Annotated in this window: 23 protein-coding genes; 17 read left to right on the top strand and 6 right to left on the bottom strand. The window is 41.4% G+C overall.

Features of this window, described 5'->3' with window-relative positions:
* The first annotated feature begins 168 nt into the window (after nucleotides 1-168).
* Entirely contained in the window at nucleotides 169-1,512 is a 1,344-nt protein-coding gene (locus P255_RS09115; protein ID WP_004900058.1) for an aspartate aminotransferase family protein, read from the top strand.
* A 50-nt stretch (nucleotides 1,513-1,562) separates the two neighbouring features.
* Here the strand turns inward: P255_RS09115 and P255_RS09110 are convergent, their stop codons facing one another.
* Entirely contained in the window at nucleotides 1,563-1,952 is a 390-nt protein-coding gene (locus P255_RS09110) for a winged helix-turn-helix transcriptional regulator (RefSeq protein ID WP_004900060.1), read from the bottom strand.
* Nucleotides 1,953-2,048: 96 nt separating this feature from the next.
* Here P255_RS09110 and P255_RS09105 point away from each other — a divergent pair, with 96 nt between their 5' ends.
* On the top strand, nucleotides 2,049-3,062 hold the full coding sequence (locus P255_RS09105; RefSeq protein WP_004900062.1) for a zinc-binding alcohol dehydrogenase family protein: 1,014 nt from the start codon (nucleotides 2,049-2,051) through the stop codon (nucleotides 3,060-3,062).
* A gap of 372 nt (nucleotides 3,063-3,434) precedes the next feature.
* On the opposite strand, the gene qhpR is transcribed toward P255_RS09105, so the two are convergent.
* Nucleotides 3,435-4,472, bottom strand: a complete 1,038-nt coding sequence (gene qhpR, locus P255_RS09100; RefSeq protein ID WP_155756916.1) for an AraC-like transcriptional regulator QhpR — start codon at nucleotides 4,470-4,472, stop codon at nucleotides 3,435-3,437.
* 243 nt (nucleotides 4,473-4,715) lie between these two features.
* Nucleotides 4,716-5,726 (bottom strand): phosphotransferase enzyme family protein, encoded by a 1,011-nt coding sequence (locus P255_RS09095; RefSeq protein ID WP_004900067.1) that lies wholly within the window; start codon nucleotides 5,724-5,726, stop codon nucleotides 4,716-4,718.
* A gap of 235 nt (nucleotides 5,727-5,961) precedes the next feature.
* Here P255_RS09095 and eat point away from each other — a divergent pair, with 235 nt between their 5' ends.
* Nucleotides 5,962-7,356, top strand: a complete 1,395-nt coding sequence (eat, locus tag P255_RS09090) for an ethanolamine permease (RefSeq protein WP_004900069.1) — start codon at nucleotides 5,962-5,964, stop codon at nucleotides 7,354-7,356.
* Nucleotides 7,357-7,507: 151 nt separating this feature from the next.
* Here the strand turns inward: eat and P255_RS09085 are convergent, their stop codons facing one another.
* On the bottom strand, nucleotides 7,508-8,302 hold the full coding sequence (locus tag P255_RS09085) for a YdcF family protein (protein ID WP_004900072.1): 795 nt from the start codon (nucleotides 8,300-8,302) through the stop codon (nucleotides 7,508-7,510).
* A 133-nt stretch (nucleotides 8,303-8,435) separates the two neighbouring features.
* Here P255_RS09085 and P255_RS09080 point away from each other — a divergent pair, with 133 nt between their 5' ends.
* The 9 genes from P255_RS09080 (at nucleotide 8,436) to P255_RS09040 (ending at nucleotide 19,670) form a co-directional block, all read left to right on the top strand.
* On the top strand, nucleotides 8,436-9,428 hold the full coding sequence (locus tag P255_RS09080) for a patatin-like phospholipase family protein (protein WP_035365150.1): 993 nt from the start codon (nucleotides 8,436-8,438) through the stop codon (nucleotides 9,426-9,428).
* Nucleotides 9,429-9,610: 182 nt separating this feature from the next.
* Nucleotides 9,611-10,138, top strand: coding sequence for an acyl-CoA thioesterase (locus P255_RS09075; protein WP_004751141.1), 528 nt, complete (start codon nucleotides 9,611-9,613; stop codon nucleotides 10,136-10,138).
* Between the two features lie 173 nt (nucleotides 10,139-10,311).
* Nucleotides 10,312-10,650, top strand: coding sequence for an FKBP-type peptidyl-prolyl cis-trans isomerase (locus tag P255_RS09070; RefSeq protein WP_004751143.1), 339 nt, complete (start codon nucleotides 10,312-10,314; stop codon nucleotides 10,648-10,650).
* Nucleotides 10,651-11,107: 457 nt separating this feature from the next.
* Nucleotides 11,108-13,102, top strand: coding sequence for a poly-beta-1,6-N-acetyl-D-glucosamine N-deacetylase PgaB (gene pgaB / locus P255_RS09065; protein ID WP_004900077.1), 1,995 nt, complete (start codon nucleotides 11,108-11,110; stop codon nucleotides 13,100-13,102).
* Nucleotides 13,103-13,115: 13 nt separating this feature from the next.
* The gene (gene pgaC / locus P255_RS09060) at nucleotides 13,116-14,372 is read left to right on the top strand and encodes a poly-beta-1,6-N-acetyl-D-glucosamine synthase (protein WP_004900079.1); all 1,257 of its coding nucleotides are present in this window, start codon (nucleotides 13,116-13,118) and stop codon (nucleotides 14,370-14,372) included.
* Between the two features lie 33 nt (nucleotides 14,373-14,405).
* A complete protein-coding gene (gene pgaD / locus P255_RS09055) occupies nucleotides 14,406-14,819 on the top strand; it encodes a poly-beta-1,6-N-acetyl-D-glucosamine biosynthesis protein PgaD (protein ID WP_004900084.1) in 414 nt (137 codons plus the stop codon).
* Between the two features lie 79 nt (nucleotides 14,820-14,898).
* Nucleotides 14,899-16,059 (top strand): acyltransferase family protein, encoded by a 1,161-nt coding sequence (locus P255_RS09050; RefSeq protein ID WP_004900088.1) that lies wholly within the window; start codon nucleotides 14,899-14,901, stop codon nucleotides 16,057-16,059.
* A 66-nt stretch (nucleotides 16,060-16,125) separates the two neighbouring features.
* Nucleotides 16,126-16,713: a nicotinamide riboside transporter PnuC gene (pnuC, locus tag P255_RS09045; RefSeq protein ID WP_004900089.1), complete on the top strand. Its 588-nt coding sequence runs from the start codon at nucleotides 16,126-16,128 to the stop codon at nucleotides 16,711-16,713.
* A 164-nt stretch (nucleotides 16,714-16,877) separates the two neighbouring features.
* Nucleotides 16,878-19,670, top strand: coding sequence for a M16 family metallopeptidase (locus P255_RS09040; protein WP_004900091.1), 2,793 nt, complete (start codon nucleotides 16,878-16,880; stop codon nucleotides 19,668-19,670).
* Between the two features lie 69 nt (nucleotides 19,671-19,739).
* Here the strand turns inward: P255_RS09040 and P255_RS09035 are convergent, their stop codons facing one another.
* Nucleotides 19,740-20,135: a DUF3144 domain-containing protein gene (locus P255_RS09035; protein ID WP_004900093.1), complete on the bottom strand. Its 396-nt coding sequence runs from the start codon at nucleotides 20,133-20,135 to the stop codon at nucleotides 19,740-19,742.
* 107 nt (nucleotides 20,136-20,242) lie between these two features.
* Between P255_RS09035 and P255_RS09030 the strand changes: the two genes are divergently transcribed.
* Nucleotides 20,243-20,875 carry a hypothetical protein gene (locus P255_RS09030; RefSeq protein ID WP_004900096.1) on the top strand — a complete coding sequence of 211 codons (633 nt, stop codon included), beginning with the start codon at nucleotides 20,243-20,245 and terminating at the stop codon, nucleotides 20,873-20,875.
* A gap of 59 nt (nucleotides 20,876-20,934) precedes the next feature.
* Here the strand turns inward: P255_RS09030 and P255_RS09025 are convergent, their stop codons facing one another.
* Nucleotides 20,935-22,359 (bottom strand): CYTH domain-containing protein, encoded by a 1,425-nt coding sequence (locus tag P255_RS09025; RefSeq protein WP_004900098.1) that lies wholly within the window; start codon nucleotides 22,357-22,359, stop codon nucleotides 20,935-20,937.
* A 420-nt stretch (nucleotides 22,360-22,779) separates the two neighbouring features.
* On the opposite strand from P255_RS09025, the gene P255_RS09020 reads away from it, so the two are divergent.
* From P255_RS09020 to P255_RS09005, 4 genes are all read left to right on the top strand, one after another.
* Nucleotides 22,780-23,535, top strand: coding sequence for an OmpW/AlkL family protein (locus tag P255_RS09020; RefSeq protein WP_004900099.1), 756 nt, complete (start codon nucleotides 22,780-22,782; stop codon nucleotides 23,533-23,535).
* 122 nt (nucleotides 23,536-23,657) lie between these two features.
* Nucleotides 23,658-24,269, top strand: coding sequence for a thiamine phosphate synthase (gene thiE, locus P255_RS09015; RefSeq protein WP_004900101.1), 612 nt, complete (start codon nucleotides 23,658-23,660; stop codon nucleotides 24,267-24,269).
* Between the two features lie 36 nt (nucleotides 24,270-24,305).
* Nucleotides 24,306-25,604 carry a glutamate-1-semialdehyde 2,1-aminomutase gene (hemL, locus tag P255_RS09010; protein ID WP_004900102.1) on the top strand — a complete coding sequence of 433 codons (1,299 nt, stop codon included), beginning with the start codon at nucleotides 24,306-24,308 and terminating at the stop codon, nucleotides 25,602-25,604.
* A 165-nt stretch (nucleotides 25,605-25,769) separates the two neighbouring features.
* Nucleotides 25,770-26,414: an RluA family pseudouridine synthase gene (locus tag P255_RS09005; protein ID WP_035365146.1), complete on the top strand. Its 645-nt coding sequence runs from the start codon at nucleotides 25,770-25,772 to the stop codon at nucleotides 26,412-26,414.
* Nucleotides 26,415-26,441 lie beyond the last annotated feature (27 nt).

The following is a 26,441-nucleotide window of genomic DNA, read 5'->3' as shown; positions in this document are numbered from 1 at the left end:
GTTTTTCTAGTGCTCATCTTACTGAGTATTGAGGAGAAAATCGAGTCGAAAATGTGTATAAAAAAGTATTTGTGTATTTTATTGCATTTTTAAAAGAAGCCGATTATGATCAAAACATGCAGAAAAATTAACCTCGGTCAGCATGAGGCTTGTTTTAGGAGAATACCCATGAATACACGCTCAACCATTATGGACACCAACAGCTTCCGTGCTGAACATGCGGATGCGCTGGACACTGAAACCCGTAAACTTACTGATAAACGCAGCAAGATTTTGGGTGATTCGTATCGTCTTTTTTACCGTAACCCTGTGCATTTGGTTCGAGGTGAAGGGCAGTATTTGTGGGATGCCGCAGGCAATCAGTATCTGGATGTGTATAACAATGTGGCGAGCATTGGGCACTGTCACCCTGCGGTGATTGAAGCGGTCAATGCGCAAATGAAAATGCTCAATACCCACACGCGTTATTTGCATGAAAATATTTTGGATTACACTGAAGAATTGCTTAAAACCGTGCCAAGCGAAGTGGATCGTGCCATGTATATGTGTACAGGTTCGGAAGCCAATGACTTGGCAATTCGGATTGCCCGCGAATATAGCGGCGGTACAGGGATTATTGTGTCGCAAGAAGCGTACCATGGAACCAGTAGCCTAACTTCAGGTTGTTCACCTGCGCTGGGTACAGGTCAGGCGTTAGATGCGACCACGCGTTTAGTCCCTGCACCCGATCATTATCGGATTCAAACTGAAGATTTGGGTGACTGGTTTGCCGCACAAATCCAACAGCAAATTGATGACATGAACGCGCACGGGATTAAGTTTGCAGGCTTCCTTGCAGACTCAATTTTCTCGTCTGATGGTGTTATGCCGAACCCGGTCGGTTTCTTGAAAAAAGCGGTTGATGTGGTGCATGCCAATGGCGGGATTTTCATTGCCGATGAAGTTCAACCTGGTTTTGCCCGTACAGGTGATGCTTTTTGGGGTTTTGCTCGTCATGGCATTGTTCCTGATGTGATTACCACAGGTAAACCAATGGGGAATGGTATTCCAGTGTCTGGGTTGTTGGCAAAAGGCGATGTTTTGGCTGCATTTAGTGACCAGATTCCATATTTCAATACGTTTGGTGGTAATCCAGTTGCGATGGCTGCGGCACAAGCAGTATTGAAAGTGATTCAGGAAGAAGAGTTGCAAGCACATAGCCAAAAAGTGGGTGCATTGTTACAAGCTGAACTTGCAAAACTGATGGACAAGCACGAATGTGTTGGTGATGTACGTGGTGCAGGTCTGTTTATCGGTTTTGAACTGGTCAAAGATCGTGACAGCAAAACACCTGATAAAACTTTGGCTTTGGATTTGATTGAAGAATTGCGCAATACGCACCGTGTATTGACTTCGGTGGCGGGTCCTTATGGCAATGTATTGAAACTTCGCCCACCATTGGCTTTTCAAGCACATGACATCGACTGGTTAGTGAATGCTCTAGATCAAGCCATTACCAAACTCAAAGGTTAATCATCAAACCATGTAATCACAAAAATGTCCTGTCAGCAGATAGGGCTTTTTTATTTCACTTCGGCTTCTAGTTCAATTACATCTTGCTGATGCGGTTTGCCGTATAACCCGATATGTGTATCCCCCCATTCTTTTAAAGCAACTAAAATAGGTTCCAAACTTTGTCCTAATTCTGAAAGTTGATATTCCACTTTGGGCGGAACCTGTGGGTAAACTGTGCGAATAATTAAACCATCTTGTTCAAGTTCACGTAACTGATTGGTCAGCATACGTTGTGTCACATTTGGAATACTTTTACGAATTTCATTAAATCGCATTACCTTCAATTTGAGTAAATGCCACAGCACAATACATTTCCATTTACCATCTAATAACCCAATCGCAGCTTCAACCGAACAGCCCGGGCTACAATTAAAACGGGAATGTTTGACTTTACTCATGACAGTATCCTTTTTGACACTATGTGCGAAATTTGTCTGTATAACTAAAAAATGAGCATAGGATATGCTGTAGTCTTTCGCAAGTGGAGATAAAAAATGAAAGCAGTCGCGTATCAGCAACAAGGGGCAATTGAGCGTACCGATGCCTTGGTAGATGTTGAGCTTCCAATCCCTGAAGCAAAAGGCTATGACCTGCTTGTCAAAGTCACAGCGATTTCAGTCAACCCTGTCGATACCAAAGTGCGCCGCAATGTGTCTGCCGAAGCAGGACAATGGAAAGTCCTCGGGTGGGATGCAACAGGTACAGTCGTTGCCGTTGGAGAGAAAGTTCGTCACTTTAAAGTGGGCGATGCAGTTTGGTATGCAGGCGATATTACCCGTGCAGGCACCAATGCCGAGTACCATGTGGTCGATGAGCGGATTGTCGGGCATAAACCGCAGTCATTATCCTTTGCGGAAGCTGCTGCTTTGCCACTGACTGCCATTACTGCATGGGAAATGTTATTTGACCGTTTGCGCGTTCAGGAGCCTGTGGCAGGTGCTGCACCGAGTATTCTGATTATTGGCGCAGCGGGTGGCGTGGGTTCAGTCACTTTACAATTGCTGAAAGCCAAAACCAATTTACAAATTATTGCCACAGCCTCGCGCCCTGAAACCGAAGCATGGGTAAAACAACTGGGAGCAGATGCGGTGCTGAGTCATCATCAGCCGTTACAACCACAGCTTGAACAACTTGGGCTGCCTGCACCAAGTTTTGTATTTTCGATTCAGCATAGCCACGATTATGTGGTACAGATTGCCGAGCTGATTGCACCGCAAGGGCGTTTTGGTTTGATTGATGACCCTGAGCATTTAAATGTGATGCCATTTAAACGCAAATCGGTGTCGATTCATTGGGAATCGATGTTCACGCGTTCGACCTTCCAAACTGCGGATATCAGCCAACAGTCTAAATTGCTGAATGAAGTGGCAGCATTAGTCGATGCAGGCAAGATCAGCACCACATTGACTGACGTGTTTGGCAAGATTGATGCAGAAAACCTGAAAAAAGTGCATGCCTTGCTTGAACAAGGTGTGGTGAAAGGCAAAATTGTTTTAGAAGGCTTTTAAGCTTTTGACAAGGCAGGGCAGTAGTCGTGCATTTGGTCGTTTAATAGCGCGGAATGCTGCTGCAAGGTCTCTGTAATCAGATAAATCCAATTTAAGCTGGGTAGGCAAGACTTTGAGATACAAGACAAATCGGTCTGAAGAAGACTGAATATCGATAGATTGCGCCAAAATCTGAAAATAGTGTTGGGTTAAATTAGCTTTTATAGCTTCTGTAAGCTGCTCATTCCAAAAATATCCAGATTGCTTAATGCGCAATAGAAAGTGAAATCTTGCAGTGAAATTTCAAGATGAATATTGATGGGATATAAATAGGCAAGAGAAAGCTGCATTTTGTTGAGGTGATCTCAACATACATAAGTTCCGAGCTTAATATTAATTGCGCCACTGTCTTGGATTAATCCCAAACCAGCGTTTAAAGGCGCGCGAAAAAGCACTGACTTCGGAGTAGCCAAGTAACAAAGCCATTTCTGAAATCGGGATATTTTTCTGTTTCATATAATGTTCTGCCAGTTCACAGCGAACACCATCGACCAGTGAAGAAAAGGTCATGCCTTCGGATTTGAGGCGGCGGGTGAGTGAACAGCTCGACATACCCAAATCATCGGCAATATGCTCCAAGTTGGGTTCACCTTCGCTAAGTGCCAGTTGGATTTGCGAGCGAACTTGGTCGCTTAAACCTTGCGTTGTATTGGACTGGTTAAGTAGCTGCAACGTATCTTGCATCATGGTGAGTAGCAGAGGGTCACTACTTGGCATATCACGCGCCAGATCTTTTTTGGGAATCACAATCGAGTTAAACGGTTGATCAAAGTACACCGATGTATTTAGTAGTTTGCTGTGTTCTTGCCAATATTCGGGGCGAGTGTGTTCAAAGTGAATTTCACGTGGTGAATAGTGCGAACCCAATACGCCTCGGATTACATTCATAAACATGCCAATGGTCAGTTCGGCGTCTTGGCGGCGTGTTAAAATTGCACCATGTTGGACTTGATAATCCAGTCGCCAGCAATCTTGCTGTTCGAGCATGCGGGTTAAGGTATCTTTTTGATGCAGGTGAAAATAACTCACCATATTGCGAAGTGCGGTTTCCAGTGTGGACGAACATAAGCCAATATAGCCAATCAACCCCAGTTCTTTTGGCTGAAACTGTTGCCCATAATGCAAGCCAAAGTTGTCGCAGCCTGAAATCTGCGCAGCTTGTTCTAAAACCTTGCAATAATTAGGAAGTTGCAAGCTTAAGGTGGGGCTTGCGAGTAGTTCTGGATTGATTCCACTGATTCCAAAGACACGGTCTACATCGGCACCTTTTTGTACAATAAAATCGCTCAAACCTGATGCCGCAGCCGACAACACGCCTTGATTACCCATATTAGACTGAAAAAGTTGCGAAGAACTGGCGATGTGACGCATCTGAATCATATGAAATCTCCATATATCACATATTCATTAAATTAAGCAAAATGCATACCAACTGAGGAATCCTGAAATGGCAGAGGGATGCATTTGCTTAAAAGGGAAATCACCTGTCCATGGTGATCAAATATTCAATATGAAAATATAACAGACTTCTTTCATCCTTGTTGACACCCTCTTTATCTTTCTCCCAGAAGGAGAAAATAGAGGCTTGATGAAAGAAGTTTCATAAAACAAGAATTATGCTGCGCCAACAGGCAGTTGTTGTTGATTCATATATTTTTTGCAAAGACGAACCGTATGATCTGCCCAGTCTGTCCCTAAACTGAGTGCCATTTCGGTTTGAGCATGTGAGCCAACCCATGCCATCATTTGGATGCGGCGTTGCATAATGAACGTTGGAATCAGCGCATATTCTTCATGGCTGATATGTGCCTCACGTTCGTAACCTTCAATCCAGTTGTCTACCCATTCTGGTGCAGCGGCATGATGTTCGTTGAAACTAATCGCGGCTGCCAAGTCGTGCATAAACCAGCTCATACCGCAGTCATCAAAATCAATCACGCCAATTCGGTCATTTTGTAGCAGTAGGTTGGTCAGGCGTAAGTCCGCATGAATCAGACCATAACGATCGGCTGATTGACCAAATGTAGCCAAGTCACTGCCGATACGTGCTACCGCTTCTTCAATAATCTCATGATCTGATTTTTTTAAATACGGTGCATTGCGCCAGTCACCCCAGTGACCCTCTGCACCCAACATGGTGTCGTGATTCCAGATAATGCGTTGGAAACTGTCAGGCATTTGCCAAGTTTTGCTGTGACGGTGCAGTTTCGCCGTGATTTGTCCAAGTTGCTGAAATGCAGTCGGATCGACTTCTGTGGTTGGCATATCACCTTCAACCCAGTTAAACAGGGCTGCATAACGGGTTGTACCATCACTAAGTGCTAGTGTCAGGACGCGTTCGCCGTGCTCATTCAAAATGGCTTGAGGTACAGCAATTCCACTTTCGGTGAGCGCATCAAGCCAGTGTAACTCGCTCTCAATATCTTGTTTGCTGTGGTAGTTCGGGCGATGAATACGTAAAGCATAGCGAGCTTTATCGGTACGCACTAAAAAAGTGGCATTTTCAGATTGGCAAAGCAGTTTGACCTGTCCTTGGTAGGCTTTGGGGTATTGTAAAATTGCTTGTTCAGCAAGCATTAAGAGCGTATTTGCATCTAAATATTCGTTTTGTTCTACGTGATTCATACTGTGCTGACCTCGTCTGTTCACCATGTCGCGTTGAATGTGGCATGGGAAGATTTCCATGATTTGTATACAGCGTATGCGAGATTGATTTTTGTCGACTTGACAATAAACCGATAAAACTCGTCATTTAAAGTCAAGTTTTCTGCTTGTTGCCCGACGCATTATCTAAACAAGGATGTGCAACAGGGGTGTTGCATCAAACAATTTCTATTCTTCTGTTGAGAGGAGTGCTGCAATGAGTCATCAGCTAAAACCGACATTAGGAACCTTTCACTTGTGGGGGATTGCCGTTGGACTCGTGATTTCAGGTGAGTATTTCGGCTGGAGTTACGGTTGGGGCGTCGCGGGGACACTGGGCTTTTTAGTCACAACGCTCATCGTTGCGACTATGTATACCTGTTTTATTTTTAGTTTTACTGAGTTAACCACTGCAATTCCGCATGCAGGAGGGCCATTCGCCTATAGTCGTAAAGCCTTTGGCGAAACAGGTGGTTTTATTGCAGGAATTGCTACATTAATCGAATTTGTATTTGCACCACCTGCAATTGCCATGGCTATCGGGGCCTATCTCAATGTGCAATTTCCCGACATCAATCCCAAAATGATTGCACTCGGTGCCTATGTTGTGTTTATGGGGCTGAATATTGTTGGAGTTCAGATCGCTGCAACTTTTGAACTCATCGTCACCGTGTTGGCAGTAATTGAGCTACTGGTTTTTATCGGTGTGGTTCAACCAGGCTTTAGTTTCTCAAATTTCGTACTGAATGGTTGGGCGGGTTCAAATCATTTTAGTGGCACTGCAATATCAGGTATTTTTGCAGCCATTCCATTTGCGATCTGGTTCTTTTTGGCAATTGAAGGCGCCGCCATGGCAGCAGAAGAAGCCAAAGATCCGAAACGCACCATTCCACGTGCCTATATCACAGGAATTCTAACACTGGTTGTTTTGGCTTTCTTGGTGATGGTTTTTGCGGGCGGTGTGGGTGACTGGAGCAAACTATCTAATATTAATGATCCATTACCACAAGCCATGAAAGCGGTTGTGGGCAACAATTCATCTTGGATGCATATGTTGGTGTGGATTGGTTTATTTGGTTTGGTGGCAAGTTTTCATGGCATTATTTTAGGATATTCACGTCAAATTTTTGCTTTGGGTCGTGCTGGGTTCTTGCCAAAAAGCTTAGCGAAACTGTCTCGTTTCAACACACCGCATCGTGCCATCATTGCAGGTGGTGTCGTCGGAATTGCAGCCATTTTTAGTGACAGCGTTATTAATATTCAAGGGATGAGTTTAACTGCGGCAATTGTGACCATGGCATGTTTCGGTGCGTTGTTGATGTACATCATGAGCATGCTCAGCTTGTTTAAACTCCGCCGTTCTGAACCAGACTTAAACCGTTCATTTATGGCACCAGGTTATCCTGTTATCCCTGGAATTGCTTTGGTGATTGCTGTGGTTTGTTTTGTAGCGATGTTCTATTACAACGCTACAATTGGCGCGATTTTCATCGGTTTTCTTGTTGTGGGGTATATCTATTTCTTGGCGACCAAAACACAACGCCAATTTAGCGAGGAAAATCAACAACTCCTCAATCAAGTTGATGTTCAGCAATTACCTGAGCATTCATAATTGAGTTTGATGTTTAGAGCATAAAGCCCGATTTTTCGGGCTTTATTTTTGCGCGGATTGAGATTTGATTCTTGTGCTAAAAATGAATGAAATGGCGAGTTCGACAAGGTCATTAGCACAGCTAAGAGTTAAAATATTGGCAAACTAGACGTTAATACTCACGTAAGATCTTGCCACTAATAAAAGCAAAATATTCTCGAAGCCATGCGTTATAGCGCGTTTGTAATGGCGTTTCGGCTGCAAACATGATGCTATGACGATATTGCTGTTTACGGGCAATCGCTTGCGCACGAATAGTATGAAAATCACTGGTCACAATCGCAATTGGCATATCTTTATCAATTTGATGTTGTGCCAGCAAGACTGCGCTATTTTTCAGATTGAGTTCGGTGCTGGTACTTTGATCTTCCAAAATCATATGCTGTCTAGATAGTCCATACTTCTGCTGTAAATAAGTTGCCATTACCTGTGCCTCCGTCACGGTTTCTGCAAAATCCAATCCACCCGACAGTACAATCCATGCTTGAGGTTGTTGCTTGGCAAGTTCTGCTGCGCGGTCAAGACGCAGTGCCAATGTTGGGCTAGGCTGTCCCTGAATCACACCACTGCCCAAGACGATAATTGCTCGTACAGGCGATGTAATGTTTGTTTGCGCTTGCATATGGATTTTGAGCTGGTAAATGAAAACTGCAAAAGAAATCAGCCAGATGGCAAATAATCCCCAAAGAATGAAGTAGGCAGATTGCAGTATAGGGTGCTGTCCCAAATAGCCATGTAAAAACTGCCATGCCAAAGCAATAAAGACAAAGCCACTTCCCATCAGGAAGGGCAATACAATCCCAATATGAATTTTGCCTTGTAACAATAAATAGATGCTGTCAGCCAGAAAAACGCTGCCAATAAAAAATAAAATAATTCGAAAACATATTGTTAGAAGAATTGTCATAGATGCTCAGTTGTTTTTTTGCAAAATGCAACGATTAATTATATTGAAACAATACTGTAAAGAAACAGTTTAAATCAGTTTGTTTTTTCACAGTAAGATGCCGTGGATTATCTTTTTTATTGTAATTTTAAAGATGCTGCCTATGAAATACTGGATTCTGACTGCAACTTGTTTGGGTGTATTGGTGGGGTGCCAAAGTGTTCCTCATAGTACAGCCCAGCCTGTTGCTTTACCTATAGAGACCACTACGGTTATTGCAAATGAAGAAGAAGCACAATCACGCCCAAATCTGATTAACTTTGAGCAGATCAAACAAAAACAGCATCGTCCAGTGGTAGCGCTTGTACTTGGCAGCGGAGGAGCGCGTGGCTATGCGCATATCGGGGCAATACAGGTGCTTGAAGAACATGGTATTCATCCTGATTTTATTGTTGGAACCAGTGCAGGCAGCATAGTGGGAGCATTGTACGCTAGTGGAAAGTCTCCTGAACAAATTAAAGACATTGCTCTAAATATGAAAGTTCAGGATGTGCGTGAGATTACCTTGCGCAAAAACGGGTTTTTAGATGGCAGTAAAGTTGAACGTTTTATTAACGATCAGATTGATCATCTACCTTTAGAAAAGATGAAAATTCCGTTGTTTGTCGTTGCAACCGAACTCAAAGAAGGCAAAAAAGTTGTCTTTAATTATGGCAATACGGGGCAGGCTGTGCGTGCTTCCTCGGCTATTCCGAGTATGTTCATTCCAACAATGATTCAGAATAAAGAATATGTCGATGGTGGTCTGGTTAGTCCTGTCCCTGTTGATGTTGCCCGTCAGCTTGGTGCGGATATTGTGATTGCCGTAGATATTCTGGCGCAACCACAATATACCGAAACAACCAATATGTGGGGGCTGTTTAACCAAAATATTAATATTATGCAGCAACAGCTATCTCGTGTTGAGCTGAGTCATGCTGATGTGATCATTCAACCTGATCTGCGAGAAAAAGCCCATATTTTTGATGTTACTGAACGAGACCGCACCCGTTTAGCTGGAGTTTATGCCACTCAGGCTAAGCTTGAAGACATTGAGCAAGTCATTCGTGATAAAGAAGAGCAACTACTTGTGGTTGCTCGGTCTTAACTGATCAAGATTAAGGCATTGATTTTGTGAAAATATTAAAAACGCAGCGCATCGTGATAAGATACGCTGTATAATCTTGAGCGTTTCTATCTGAAATACTGATAAATAATTAGAACAATAATTATAAAAAAATCGGCTATAATTATTAACTGTCAATTATTCTTTAGTCGAAGAGTGTTTTAATGTCACCTTTAGATCAAGTTCTACAGTCAGCGGATGACCAATCTGAATTAACCATGACGGTTCTTATGACACCTGATATGGCAAATTTCTCAGGGAATGTACATGGTGGAGCTATCTTAAAATTACTTGACCAAGTGGCGTATGCATGTGCAAGCCGCTATTCAGGTAGCTATGTCGTGACTTTATCTGTCGATAAGGTAACTTTTAAAGAACCGATTTATGTAGGTGAACTGGTCACATTCCTTGCAAGTGTCAACCATGTTGGTCGTACTTCTATGGAAATTGGGATTCGCGTTGAAGCTCAAAATATTCGTAGCCGCAGTATGCGTCATACCAATAGTTGCTTCTTTACCATGGTCGCGGTTGATGAACATGGTCAACCTCAAGCAGTCCCTCCATTAAAATTAGACAACGAGTGGAAGCGTTGCCGTTTTGAAGCTGCTGAACAGCGTAAGAAATTACGTTTACATGAAAATCATCATCCTTCTTGTAGCATCTATAAAGAAAGCGCTAAACAGGGCGAATGAATCCTGTTTGTGTAAAAAAAGACTGTCAGTGTTTAACGCGACGGTCTTTTTTATTGCACCTAGAGTGCAAATACAGTGGATTTAATTTTTTACTAAAAATAAAAAACTAGCCATCGGCTTGTTGCTAAGAAGCCCGTAAAATAGGGCTTCTTTTATTTAAGATCTGGATTGTCATGCAAGAGTTAGAGATTATTGATCTAAAAGTCGGTGAAGGTAAAGAAGCTGTGAAAGGTGCGCTCATTACCACGCATTATACAGGCTGGTTGGAAGATGGAACGAAATTCGATTCCTCAATTGATCGTGGTCAGTATTTTGAATGTGTGATTGGTACAGGGCGAGTAATTAAGGGCTGGGATCAGGGGATTATGGGAATGCGTGTGGGAGGTAAGCGAAAATTGAAAGTGCCTGCACATTTAGCTTATGGTGAACGCAAAATGGGTAAAGTTATTCCTGCCAATTCTAACTTGATTTTTGAAATTGAATTGTTTGATGTTAAAACCCGAGATCAATAACCTAACTTGAGGTGATGATCATTCAGTGCTGAAGTTGAATGATCATTGTCAAAGAATTGACATGTTTGCCTATTACTATTTAGCGTCGAAGATGTACTAAATTGTAAAAATATGCAGTATCATGTAAGTGTACGACAAGGATGGTTATGATTTCTTGTGTTTTAACCTTTAGATAAAATCATGTAAATTTTTACTAAGTTTTTGATTTTATTTGAATTTAATGTATAATTCTAAGTTATTTTATCGGTTAACTAAACACAGTTCTTGTGATGGAAATATCTAAATCAGTGACATGGAAAGAGCCAAGCTTTTAAGCTAGTTTTCAGTTTACTTTTTGAAAATATATTGTAATTACTAATCTGAATAGTCATGCAATATAAAAGATTGTTTTCACGACTTGAGTGTTTGAAGTGTAATGTCAGATTGGTTACATCACGATTTATAAAACAGGCATATTATGTTTAATCGCTTTTTAAGTTCAGTGCTTGCAACGTGCGTTGGTATGGCAGCCGTGGGTATGACTCAAGCCGTTTCCGCAAAGAAGCCAAAAATTAATCCAGCAACGCTTACAGTGATTGGTTACCATGAAGTTACCGACGATAAAGAAGCGTTGATCCCGATGTATTCGGTTAGTACTGCACGCTTTGAAGAACAAGTTCGTTGGTTACAAAAAAGTGGTTTTCACTTTATTAGTGTTGATCAGTTATTAAAAGCCCATCAAGGCAAAACCGTATTGCCAGAAAAACCTGTTTTATTAACAGTTGATGATGGATATGAAAATTTTTACACCAATGTTTATCCATTTGTAAAAGCGAACAAAATTCCTATCGTTTTGGCTGTTGTTGGTTCATGGTTAGAGCCAAAAGCGGATGAGATGGTAAATTTTGGTGATGATAAAATTCCTCGTAGTAAAATTGTGACTTGGCCACAGCTTAAAGAAATGAGCAAAAGTGGTTATGTTGAAATTGCAAGCCACAGTTACGATTTACACCATGGTATCTTAGGTAACCCACAAGGTAACTCTGAACCTGCTGCTACTACACGTTTATATGACCCAGAAACCAAAACTTATGAGGGTGATGGTGCATATTCTAAGCGTATTTATGATGATTTAAAGAAAAATAATGATTTGATCAAGGCGCACGGGATTCCGTCACCACGTGTCATGGTTTGGCCGTATGGGCGTTATAACCTAGAAACAGTTCGTATCGCAAAAGAACTCGGTATGCCGATTACCGTTAGTCTTGATGACGGGCCTGTATATTTGAAAAAGTCATTGGGTGCAATCAACCGTATTTTGGTTGAACATGACATGACCCTAGACAGTTTGTCAAAAGAGATATCTATACGTGATAAAAACTTGGGTGATAATTATCGTCCACAAAAAATCATGCATGTTGACCTAGATTATATCTACGATCCAGATCCTGAGCAGCAAGAACGTAACTTGGGTGATTTGCTTGACCGTATTCAAAAAATGCACATTACGACTGTGTATTTGCAAGCATTCTCTGATCCTGATGCTAATGGTTCAGCCGATATGGTGTATTTCCCGAACCGTTATCTTCCAGTGCGTGCTGACCTGTTTAACCGTGTATCTTGGCAAATTCAAAGTCGTACTCAGGTAACGCGTTTATATGCGTGGATGCCGCTTTTAGCATGGGAATTGCCAAAATCTAACCCTGTATCTCAAGACTTGGTGGTAACACAGCAGCCTAAAAGCAGTGATCACCTGAACATGGGGTATATCCGTTTAAGTCCGTTCTCTGCTCCAGCACGTCGTGTGATTGAAGGCTTGTATCAGGATTTGGCGAAGTCTTCAACTTTCAACGGTATCTTGTTCCATGATGATACGACGTTGTCAGATTATGAAGATGCGAGCCCATATGCTTTGAAGGCATACGCAAAAGCAGGTCTTCCAACTGATTTGGAAAAAATGCGAAATAATGATGCTGAAATGGAAAAATGGACGAAATTCAAAACCAACTATATTGACAACTTTGCTTTACAGTTGGCAGGTGAAGTTCGCCAGTATCAGCCATTTTTAGTTACTGCCCGTAATTTGTATGCACAAGTGGCATTGAATCCATATGCTGAAAACTGGTATGCACAGTCATTAGAGCAATCTTTAAAACGCTATGACTTTACTGCCATTATGGCAATGCCATACATGGAACAGGCACCAGATAAAGACAAGTTCTATCAAGATATTGTGAATCGTGTTAAATCTTATCCAAACGGTTTGCACAAAACAGTATTTGAACTACAGGCAGAAAATTGGCGTACCAATGAACCTGTACCTTCAGAAGAGTTGGGCGATACGATTCAGTCTTTGTATAAGCAAGGTGCTTTACATATTGCGTATTACCCAGATGATCCAGTTAAGCAACATCCTGATGTCGATATTATGCGTAAAGCTTTCGATTCTAAACCAGATCGCATAGTGCCGTAGGAGTTTGAGCATTATGTCTGCGCTACAGCACTTTTGGCGATCTGCCTTAGAGTTCGTGTTTTATTACCCGTTATTTATGTCCTATTTGTGGATGATCGGGGCGATTGTGTTCTATCTGAAAGAGCGCAAAGAGCCTGCGTACAATCAGCCAAAGGATTTGCCTTCATATCCAAAGGTAGCTGTTCTTGTTCCTTGTTTTAATGAAGGTGAAAATGCTGAAGAAACTATCAGCCATGCACTAAAACTGGATTATCCAGACTTTGAAGTGATTGCGATTAACGATGGTAGTTCAGACAATACGGGCGAAGTGTTAGATCGACTAGCGGAAAAATTTGATAAATTACGCGTAGTGCATTTGGCGCAAAACCAAGGCAAAGCTATGGGGCTTCAGGCAGGTAGTTTAATGACTGACGCCGAATTCCTGATCGGGATTGATGGCGATGCCTTGCTTGACCCACATGCGGCAAAGTGGATGATTCGTCATTTCCTTGCTGATGAAAAAATTGCAGCCGTAACAGGTAATCCACGTATCCGTACCCGTTCAACATTGCTTGGACGGATTCAGGTGGGTGAGTTTTCATCTATTGTTGGTATGATTAAACGTGCCCAGCGAGTATTTGGACGCTTATTTACGGTTTCTGGTGTAATTACTGCTTTTCGTAAAAGTGCAGTACATGAAGTTGGCTATTGGTCTCCCAATATGCTGACTGAAGATATTGACATTACTTGGAAATTGCAACGTGCTGGTTGGGATGTAGAGTTTGAACCTAATGCATTGGTTTGGATCTTGATGCCTGAAACCTTAAAAGGTTTGTACAAGCAGCGTTTGCGCTGGGCAATGGGTGGTGCACAAGTTCTAATCAAAAATTTTGATGTAATATTTCGACCAAGTTTGAACTTTTTATGGCCACTCATGATAGAATTACTACTAACATTAGTATGGTCATATTTAATGTTATTGGTAGCTTGTATTTGGTTAGTGGATCTCATCGTCCCTAATCATTTCTTACCTGTCATGAGCTCACCATTTCTCCCATACGGTACAGGTATTTTGTTAGGTGCGACCTGCTTGTTCCAATTCATGATTAGTAAATGGATGGATAGCCGTTATGAACCAGGTCTACTGAAAAATTATTACTGGATGATTTGGTATCCATTCGTATTTTGGCTAATCACCGTGACTGCTAGCATTATTGCCTTTCCAAAAGTATTGATAAGAGGGGATGGTAAACGTGCGCGCTGGGTAAGCCCGGATCGCGGTATTCGCTAAAATCGTCGATAACTTAGGTGTATATAGATTCTCATGAGTACAAATTCGTTAATTATTGACTTGCGTGCACAGTTACCTTGGCATAGACGCTATATGTCTACAACCTCAACAGCAGTCCTGTGGGGTGCGTGGTTCTTGCTTTGGCGCCCAATGCTAGTGTTGTTTACCCTTATGAGTTATAACAAGCCATATGGATTCCATCGCTTGTTTAATGCCTTCTGGTTTGGTTTGCAAATGGATATGATCACTTTGCTGACCTGCGCTGCGATTTTGTGCTTATGGTGTAAGTTAATCCCTGCACATAGCGTGAAACACGCCAAAGTGAAATCGACCAATGATTATGCACGTCATTTTGATTTGCCTGAGCAAGAAATTGTACAAGGTCGTCAGCAAAAAGTGACCGTGGTACATCATAATGAACAAGGTCAAATTATTCGCGTAGAATAAAATATTGAAATCGTGACATGAAGCCCCTAAATCAGGGGCTTTTTTTGATTTATTCTTGCATGAGCGTGGATTCAGTCCTATGCTTGGCACGTTTAAAAAATTCTTGATTGCTCCCACTATGGCAAAATTAAACGCAGCAGAAAGTATTCGTGGTTTGGCATGTTTGGCTGTGGTGTTTTCACACCTCTCCTTAAGCTTTTACCCATACCTACATCACTTCAGTCCAGATGATCGAGCACATGGTCATTGGGACTATTTTATGCACCACTCGCCATTTGCTTTTTGGTATTCGGGTACTGCTGCGGTTTTTGTCTTTTTTGTATTAAGTGGTTTCGTATTAAGTTATGCCATTTTAAGACATGACGATGTTCCCAGAAAAGTCACTGAAATGGCGATCAAGCGTTATCCACGGTTGGCAATTCCTGCATTTTTTTCCTGTATTTTGGCGTGGTTAGCACTCAGTTATACCAATATCAACAGTGATCTAGTCAATGATTGGTTACAAGCCTATGCAACACAGCAAGTTAGCCTGAAACAAGCAGCTTATGAAGGCAGTATAGGTGCATTTTTGTTTGCTGAAAGTAGCACTAACTGGGTTTTGTGGACCATGCAAATTGAGCTGTTTGGCTCAATCCTCTTGTTTGTTTTATTGCTACTCTATCATTATAAAAAATCGTTGTTTTATATTTCCTCAATACTTTTGCCTCTGCTTGGCTTATGGGATGATGAGCGCTTTTTCTTAGGCTTGCTGAGCTTTGTGATTGGCTCTTATATGTACTTGTATGGACGGCAAATTAAACCTGTTTTTGCATGGTCAATGTTTTTTGCAGGGTTATATTTTGCAGGGGCACATAATAGTAGTCATGCTTATCACTGGTTATATAAGATCCTAGGTTGGAGAACCTACGACTATAGTAATTTCTTTTCAGGCATTTTGATTGTCTATAGCATTTTACTGTCTACCCAACTGTCCGATATTTTCGATAAAAAGCCATTGGTTTATTTAGGTAAATTATCATTTTCAATTTACTTATTACACATGATGCTGATTTATTTGGTGTGTATTCCTGCATTTAATTGGTTGATGGGCATGGGATTCAACTATGATCTTTCTGTACTGTTAGCCGTGCTGACTTGCCTGAGCAGTATTTTACTGGCTTCTGCATTTTATAGTGAATACGTCGATAGTTTGGCTGTTAAGATCAGTAATAAGTTGGCGAAATGGGCCATGAAATCTTGAGTTTTGTGTCCGTTTTTTAGCCCAGACTTTTATTGGCGAAACTCGGCTGTATAGTGATGTTTGTTTATGTCAAATCTAGAAATTTTTTCGGTCATTATTAGCTTGATTGGCGTTGGATTAACGATTCTTCGCAATATGTGGTGTTGGCCGTTTAATATGCTTGCTTATATTTTATATGGCTATTTGTTCTTTACCTACCAGCTTTATGGTGAAGTCATTCTGCAAATTTTCTTTTCTGTGATGAATTTGTATGGCTTCTATGTCTGGATGAAAGGTAAGCAAGTCGATCATGACATTAAAATTGAGCCATTAGCTTTTTCTAAAATTATTTTACAACTGATGATCTCGGCAATTGCGGGTCTGGCTTTTGGCCTGATCTTGAAAAATTTTACCAATGCGGCAGTTCCAATGCTGGATGCACAACTTGCAGCGTTTAGTTTGCTTGCAACGTACTGGACGAGTCGTAAACATATTGCAACATGGGTACTGTGGGTGGTCGTCGACATTATTTATGTGGGGATGTTCATTTACAAGGACTTGTATCTAACCGCAGGCTTGTATGCTGCATTTGTCGTCATGGCAGCATATGGCTGGCATCAGTGGTTGCGTGTACAAAGTCAGCAACGTACTGAACTTATGCCTACTGAGAACTAAATCAATCCATTTAGATAAAAAGCCTGCAACTTGCAGGCTTTTAATTTTTATCTATAGAAAATAATAAGATTTTGATTTTGCAAAACTTCACTATAATTTTTCCAATACATTTTCTACTATAACCAGCTTGAACTGCAGCATTTCGCCTGATTGGACAATTTTTTATGTTAATACGCCTGAAAAAACTAACTTGGTCCTTGTGTTTGATTGGGGTGAGCACGGCAACATTTGCCCAGACTGTATTGGTGAGAAGTCAGCATCAGATTAATGAGTACCAACTAGACAATGGCTTACGGGTGATTTTGGCTCCAAATAATAATGAAAATAAGGTGTTTATGAACACCGTTTATTTGACGGGTTCTTTGAATGACCCACAGGGTAAAGGTGGGTTAGCACATTTGTTGGAACATCTGGCATTTAAAGGCACACAAGATGTGCAAGGTGAAGAATTTCAGCGCAGACTCGATCAGTATACCTTAGCCACCAATGCCAGCACGGATTACTATTCAACCAAATATACCAACATTATTCGTCCTGACCAAAAAGCGATTGATCAAGTACTGTATCTTGAAGCACAGCGCATGGACAAACTGGTTTTACAGCAAAAATTTGTACCTTCAGAAATTGAAACTGTGCGCCGTGAACGTGAGTTGCGTCTCGATCAACCTTTTGCTGTACTCATGGATCAGATGTTTAAAGCAGCTTATGGCAATCGCGATTTGGGGCGCTTGCCGATTGGCGATCTGAATGAACTGAAATCTATTCAGATGAAGGAACTCAATCAATTTTATCGTAAATGGTATGCACCTAATAATGCGGTGATGGTGATTACAGGTAAATTTGATCAGGCACAGGTATTACAGCGTATTGAGCAAAACTTTGGCAAAATTCAGGCACATGCTGTACCTGTCATGGCTAAAGTCCCTTTACTGGATGCCAGTAAAATTCAGCAGCGCCAGTTGAGCGTACAAAAGGGCAGTGATCTGGCTAAAGTCAATATGTACCTGAATGGTCGCAATTTGAAAATCCAGCCTGTACTTACTGTCGCGCCATATTTGTATACGTTACAACCAAGTGGGCAGTTGTATAAAGCCATGGTAGAAACAGGTATGACCACGACGGTACAATCGACGACGTGGCTTGATCAGGATTTTAATGTGGTATTTATGGGAGCGATTTATGCACCAACCCAAGATGCTCAAAAAATTTCCAAAAACTTGGCACAGGATATTGAAACTCCAGCACATTTTAATGATGCTGATTTGAACCGTGTTAAAAGTGTATTTAAAAATCAGGCTGACAGTATTGCAACCAATGCAGTGGCACTGGGCAATCGCCTGAGCGACTATGTAGTGTCTTCACATGGACATTGGGAACAATATTTTAATGATGTGCAGGCAGTTCAAAATCTGTCAACACAACAGGTCAATCAGAGCCTGAATACATTTTTTCAACCTCAACATCGTATTTCTGGTGATATTCAGCCGACGCCTGATTCGCAAAAAAAAGCGATGCAGCTTCAGCCATCACAACCGAAAAAAACCTTGCAGGCAACTCAAAGTACTGACTCAGAGCCTGTTAAAAATATCCAGCAGTATCAACAAGAAATCCAAGATTATCTGACACGCTCCAAACAGCACTTGCAAACCACTGAACGGCAGATTCAGCGTGGCAAGCTTAAGAATGGTTTACGTTATGCCTTATTTTCAGTGCCTACGCATGACAACAAAGTCTATGCCACGATTAGCCTGAACTTTGGTACAGAAAAATCGTTATGGAACAAAGGGCAAATACTGGATTTAACCGCTTATTTGTTGTTGCGCGGTTCGGATCAGCAAACCTTGCAGCAGGTGATGGATCAATCCATTGCTGCAGATGGACAGGCAACTGCGGTAAGTCAAGACAATGGGATGCTGATTCAGATTCAAGCCAATAAACAGCACTTTGCTGATTATTTTCAATATATTGTTGGCATTATGCAGCACCCGAGTTTTGAGCAAAGCCAGTTTGATCTGATCAAGTCGCAAAGTCTGGCTAGCCTGAACAGACCATATACTGAACCTGAAACCGTGGCAGCCTTAACCATGTCCCGATTAGTGGAACAGTATGCGGCAGGGGATTTGCGTTATCACTTTGAGCCTGAACAAGTTAAACAACAACTTCAGGCCGTAACGCAGCCTCAAGTTCAACAACTGTATCGACAGTTTATGGGATTTAATCATGCCGAATTGGCAATGACTGGGGAGTTTAATGCGAAGCAAATGCATGACTTGATTACTCGCCAGTTTGCGACATGGTCATCGAAACAGAGTTACCAGCGCTTATCATCTAAATATAAAAGCTATCCTGCAACGCAAATCCATGCATTAGCAGAGCAGCGTGAATTTGGCAATTATCAGGGTTTACTGGTATTGCCTGTGGGAATAGATGATGCCGATGCACCTGCTTTGCAAGTCTTGAGTTATATTTTAGGTGACTCGCAGCTTTCATCTCGTTTAGGGCAAGAGCTTCGTGAGAAAAACCATTTAGTTTATGGTTTTTCGAGTGACTTAAATCTGGATTTACATGATTCAGTAGGTGTTTTGACCATTCAAGCAAATTACACGGCAAATAAAGCGGCACAAACTTCGCAAGCTGTGCATCACGTATTGCAGGACTTGATTCAAAATGGCATTACTCCACAGGAGCTTGCTGCTGCAAAAGCCAATATTTTAAAACAACGTGTTACCAGTCTTGAAGATAGTCGCATTATTCATCAGATGCTCAACAGTCAACTTGAACGCGGTAAAACCATGTTGAGTCGTGAACAGCGTGATCAGGCGATTGCACGGCTCAACAAAGCTGATGTTGATAGCGTCATTAAAAAATATATCCAGCTTGATCATTATGTTGAAGTCATGGCGGATCAATATGGTCAGCAACAAACTGACTTAAAAGTAGCAGCATTGGGCAAATAAAAAAGCGCTATCTTTCGATAAAAAAAGAGCTTGAATTCAAGCTCTTTTTTGCATTTCGAACAGGGTTAATCAGTGATCATGTTCATGATCGTGTTTATGCGTATGGAAATCTTCATTTTTACGAAAACGTAGATAATTCTCAAACTGCTCACAATACTCATCGTAATTGTCATCGAGCATCATTTGAAACTGCTGCATCAAGTAAGACATAACTTGGTCTTTGGCATCACGCATTTCATTGCCATCTTTAAAATTGTTGGCAGCAACCCATGTATTAAAGCGAGCAGTTGCGAAAAGCATCGCTGCGCTTACTTGTCCGCGCAACTCAGCAGGTTTAGGCTTTTGACCTTTTTCAGGGCGACAAAAATCGTTTGCCAATTTGATAAATTCATCGGTACGCTCGAAAAAGACTGCATTCTGTGCTTCTTCTTCAGTAATATCCGTCGCTTGAATTTTTTGGGTCATAGGGAAGTTCCAACACAAAAATGACAGCCTCTATTATAGGCAAAGCCTTGCAGAAACTAAACAGTTGGCTTAATCTTTAAATAGCCTAAGCATGATGAGCCGAATGGATGCAAGATTCAATTGCGATACAAAATCTAAAACAAGATATCCAACTTCTGCGTCAGCAAATTTGGCCGCCTGAACAGCTGGAGCATGTTGAAGGTTTGCCGATTTATTATGCATCGCAAGCCGAGGCAGAACATTATTTTAGCCAGTGGCGTGAGTTAACTGAACGGGCACAGCAGTTGTGCCAACCGTTTTTACAAGATGAAGTGATGGATGCGATTCATTTACCAAGCCATCTAAATTTACCGTTATTTTTCTTTCATGTAGACCGAATTCGAATTAATAAAACTCGTGCCAAAGAGTCCAAAACTTTTCGGGGAGTACTGAGTCTGGTAGAAAAATGCGGGCAGTTTGACCCTGAACAGATGCTGGCAATGAAAACATGGCTAGAAAGTGATGACACCGCAGCTTTGGTTGCACACCGCGAATTTATTGACTTGAGAACTTACGTATTTCAGCATGGGCAAAGTGAATATACACGCACGCGGTTTTATAACAATGGCATTGTTCTCGGTGGAGAAAAACACTTTAAAGTGCTTGATGCACGGGAAAAACCACGTAAACAGCGGAGTGATAGTTATAGCGACCCGCTTGCCGATAATGGTGTCTGGAAAGTATTTGGGAAGTATCGTTAAACAAAAGACTATGCTGTTCAAATTTAAACAGCATAGCCTGTTACCCACAATATGTGGTTTTAAACGTCTAGTTTTTTTAACAGTTTTTTGATGGTTATTTCTAAATGTGCCTGTTGTGAAGGAATTTGATTGGCGAGCCAACCTAACACAAAATATTGCTGCTCTGCCGAAACCAGATATTTATAAGCATGTTGCTGCGCAACCCAGATATCTAGACTTTCATTCAGCTCAGGCTGTAATTCTACATAAAGCGCCAAGTGCTTTTTGATGGTAAATGGTGTGCAGAGTGCCAGAGCATCACCCCAACACTGAATATGGCTCAAGACCTGACATTTTTCAGCGACATCGAGTTGTGCAAAGTTTGCAAAATCCGCAGTAAACTGTTCAATCTGTTGTTTAAATTGCTTTTTAATACTGCTTTTGACTTTGCGAGGTGGCTCGGCATCAGCGCCGTTTAAGCTAAATGCCAGTAATTCCAAGACCAATAATGTACAACCGGTTTGCGTAAAGACATGATTGGCGTGATGTAATTCTAAATCAGCAGTCTCTGCATGTTCAGCATGTAACAATATTGCAGGGTAAAGTGTTGTTGCCAAATATGCTTGATGAGTGGTCTTCAATAAGTGCTGTAACTGTGCAACATGTTGAATTAATGCGGCTGGAGCAAAATCCTGAAATAATTGCAAGCTGCTGGCGAGTTGGCGCAGCGCCAAATAAGCCTGATAATAATGAGCGGGTTCAGCAATCTGATCTGCAATTGCAGCAAAGTTGGGTAAAGCATGACGTAACGCAGCCGCAATCAGTTGTTTTAAAATAAGATCGGGCTGAGCTTTCTTGTCATATTTTACAGGGGAGGCGGTGGTTGCTGGGCTGACCTGTAATTTTTGGGCCAATAAGTTGCCACGTTCAGCTTTACTGCGAACATCAAGCCAAATGTGATACTTCTTAACCCATTGTTGTGTCAGCTGAATCAGGTCGGAAATTTGTCCTTGCTTGAGTTCAAACTCAACTTCATAAATTTGACGTTGTTCATCAATATTTTGTACAACGCCTCGGTCAAGGCAAATTTCAATCTTGGAGTCGTTAAATTGCACAACACGGTAAGCACGTTGCACAATCGTTTCAAACTTTAAAATTAGTCCATTAAAATCATCACCCAAGGCATTTTTGAGTAATTTTAATGCATGTGGTTCTTCTTTATAAACACTGAGATCCAGTTCTGGAGCTTGGGTTGATTCTCCCAAGTTCACTTCATGTTCATAACGCTGTAATGGATTTTCACCTGCACCTTTGAGGGTCTGAACCCAGAAATTTCCTTCTTTACGAATGCGGATTGCAATCTGATGTGCTGCTAGTTTTGAGTCGGCAGTGTCAAAATAACGCGCATGTAACTCAATATGCTGAGTGGTTTTTGTTTCAAACGCTTTAACGATTGCAGCACGTTTCTGCTCAGGAATTTGTAGTTTTAATTCAATTTCATGCATGAGCTAAGCCCTATGAGTTCTTTTGAAGATAATGTCACTATAGACCGAGATGCTTCAGTTGAACATTTAAAAAATCAGATTTGCACTAATTTTTTTATGCTTCCTTCAGCTCGTTTGTAATAAGCTTATGCTCAAATCATAAGACTAATTTTAATTTTGTATATTTTTTCAGTACTTACATGGTTTTTTAAAGGTTTAAAAGATAAACATTTAAAAGAATCGCGACTGATGAGTATTCTTTTATAAGCAATTGATAATATATATGTTTTTTTAATTAAAATGACTTTTAGATTTATTGGTAAATAAATATTGACTTTATCGTATTGCTATTTAAAGTAATTATTCTAATATTAAAAACAAATGATGAAGGCTTGGAAGCCTCGTGATCGCTGTTTAACCATGATGATGGAATCTTAATTTATGAAAAAATTAACTAAAGCACTCATTCCAGCTGCTTTATTTGCAGTTAGCTTTGCAACGCATGCTGAGACTTCAGAGGGCAAAGTCTTGGCTGTTTCCGCAGGTTGGGCACATATTATGCCGCAAGGGACTAAACAAGGTGTGTCTACTCAAGTGGGGAGCACAGGCCCATATTTACCATTTACATCCTCTGCTGGTTTTGAATTGAAAGATTCTGATACTGCTGAGTTTAAATTTGATTATTTAGTCGATGACAATGTCAGTTTGGGATTAATTGTAGGCGTGCCACCAACCTTTGATATTAAAGGTAAAGGACAATTATTAGGTGGGGCGTTAAATCTAGATAAATTTAGTAAAGTGGGCGACGTTAAAGTTTATAGCCCAGTTGTAACAGGTAAATATACTTTTGGTGCTGTAAACAATAAATTGCGTCCATATGTTGGTGCAGGTCTTATGTATGCGCACTTTAGTAACTTTAAATTAGACTCTGCAGTGGTTTCTGATACTGCGTCAAAAGGTATAAGTATCCGTAACGTAAAAATCGATGACGCTGTCGCTCCTGTTGCTTTCGTCGGTGCAGACTACAATATTACGAAAAACTGGTTTGCAACTGCTTCTGTGAGCTATGTTCATCTAAGTACTAATGCCAAACTTGATGTTGCTAGTAATGCAACAGGGGCTACATTGGTTACAGGTCGCAGTAAAATCGAAATCAATCCAATCGTGACTTACCTTGGTGTGGGTTACCGTTTCTAATATCTAACATGATTTAGACAATAAACCGAGAAGTTAACTTCTCGGTTTTTTTATGGGAAGTTTGAGCTTAAGAGATGTGAGCGTTACACTAAACTCAAATTTGCTTGATATTTAGAGTTTATATGCGTGGTTTATATCTCATTACCAATGATGACCCTTTAGAAATATTACTTGAAAAATTAGACGCTGCGCTGGCGACAGGACAGGTGGCAATTTTGCAATATCGCCGTAAAAAAGTCGCTAGAAGCGATCAGCCTGTTGAGGTTGAACAGATCAAGCAGCTTTGTGAAAAATACCAAACGCCGTTTGTGATTAATGATAATTTGCAACTGGCAGCCCAATTTGGTTTAGGTGTACATTTGGGGCAAACAGACGGTGAAATTACCGATGCTAAAGCTCAACTTGCTGAAGGTGCAATTATTGGTCGAACCTGTGCCAATTCACTTGAACTGGCTGAGTTAGCAATTGCTCAAGGTGCAACCTATGTCGCATTCGGTGCAATCTACGCAACATCAACCAAACCCGAAGCGGGAAATATTGGTCTGGAGACTTTAAAACAAGCATCATCACAGTTTAAAAATGTGCCGATCTGTGCGATTGGTGGTTTAACCGTTGAAAATTCTCAGGTCGTGGTTGATTCTGGTGCAGACCTATGTGCAGTGATTAGTGATATATTAGCGCGACCCGTCGCTGAAATTCCTGCACGTGTGAATGCATGGGCGAATTTATTTTAATCATTCCTAAATCATTCAGTCTATTTGAGTAATGCTATGAGCCTTTCCGCAAAACAACAGCAACTTTTTAAGCAAGCCAGCAAACATATTCCAGGTGGTGTTAATTCACCAGTGCGTGCATTTAATGGTGTTGGTGGAACGCCTGTTTTTATTGAAAAAGCGCAAGGCGCATATTTATGGGATGTCGATGGTAAGCGTTATGTCGACTACATTGGTTCATGGGGGCCGATGATTTTAGGGCATTCACATCCAAGTATTGTGAAGGCTGTTCAAGACGCAGCACAAGATGGTTTAAGTTTCGGCGCACCGACTGTACATGAAACCACATTGGCCGATGTGATCTGCGAAATCATGCCATCAATTGAAATGGTGCGTATGACCAACTCAGGTACAGAAGCGACCATGTCAGCGATCCGTTTGGCACGTGGCTATACGGGACGTGACAAAATCGTGAAATTTGAAGGTTGCTATCATGGGCACTCAGATTCACTGTTGGTCAAAGCGGGTTCAGGCATGCTGACTTTGGGTGAGCCAACCTCTAAAGGTGTACCTGCCGATTTTGCCAAACACACTATTACCTTGCCATACAATGACATTGAAGCAGTGAAGGCCTGTTTTGCGAAATTTGGTGGTGAAATTGCAGGGGTGATTGTTGAGCCTGTTGCGGGCAACATGAACTTGGTGAAACCGATTGCAGGGTTCTTAGAAACCATTCGTGAAATGTGCGATGAGCACAAATCTGTCTTTATTATTGATGAAGTGATGACAGGTTTTCGTGTAGCGCTAGGCGGCGCACAATCGGTTTATAATGTGAAACCAGATTTAACCACGCTAGGTAAAATTATTGGTGCGGGTTTACCTGTAGGTGCATTTGGCGGTAAGCGCGAAATTATGGAATGTATCGCACCACTCGGTGGTGTGTATCAGGCAGGGACATTGTCTGGTAATCCGCTTGCGATGCGTGCAGGTATTGAAATGTTCAAACATTTGCGCCAAGAAAATTTCTACACTGATTTGTCTACAAAGTTGGCGAAATTACTCGCAGGTTTTCAGCAAGTGGCTGAGGAAGAGGGCATTGCGCTTAAAACTGAACAAATTGGCGGCATGTTCGGGTTGTACTTTACCGATCAAACTGAAATCACCAGCTTCGATGATATCTTGAAGTGTGATGTAAACGCCTTTAAACAGTTCTTCCACGGCATGTTAGATCGCGGGATTCATTTTGCACCGTCTGCATTTGAAGCTGGTTTTATTTCATCTGCACATAGTGATGAAGATATTGCTTATACCATTGCGGCAGCAAAAGAAGTGTTTGCCGAGATGAAACAGGTATAAATCATTGCTCAGAAAACGGAATCACGAGATTCCGTTTTTTATTTGGTGATGCTTTCGGATGAAATAACAGGAATTTATGCTTTTGTTGCAGATTGTCTATTGTATTTCAGGCGTAAGCTTTTTATTATTGCCCGCTTGTTTTCGTGGTCAGCTTGGGATTAAATTTTGAGTAATTTTTTAACCGATCATCTGATTCATCGAGATGAAGATTTTATGGTCATCCATAAACCCGCAGGTTTACTCAGTGTTCCAGGTAAAGGCGAAGCCTTACAAGATAGCGTGCTGACACGTTTGCTTGCGATAGAACCGAAAACTTTACTGATTCATCGTCTTGATCGTGACACCTCTGGCATTTTGGTCTTTGGTTTATCCCGCTTGGGGCAAAACCGAATTTCACGCCAGTTTCAGGAGCGCCACACCGAGAAAACCTATCAGGCTTTGGTCGCAGGTTCGCTTTCAGGTAAAGGAACGATTGATATTCCTGTAGTGTATGATCCAGCTCGACCACCACTTCATATTGTTGATCCACAACATTCCAAGCCAGCATTGACGCATTGGCAGGCGTTAGAGCAGTTTGAACTGGCAGGTCAAGTGGTGACACGTGTCAAATTAACCCCAATTACTGGGCGTTCACATCAACTTCGGGTACATATGCAATACTTGGGACATCCGATAGTCGGAGACACCCTGTATGCAACAGAGCAACAGCAGCAATTGACTGATCGTTTGTGTCTACACGCACAGCAGCTCAGTTTTCATCATCCCAAAACAGATGAATTGTTGAACTTTGAATGTGCTGTACCATTTTAAAAAATCATCAGCATAACCTGACGTTTT

The sequence above is a fragment of the Acinetobacter brisouii CIP 110357 genome, assembly GCF_000488275.1.
Classification (GTDB): Bacteria; Pseudomonadota; Gammaproteobacteria; order Pseudomonadales; family Moraxellaceae; genus Acinetobacter; species Acinetobacter brisouii.
Note: the sequence above shows the minus strand (reverse complement) of the source record. Positions and strands in the feature narration are given on the sequence as shown.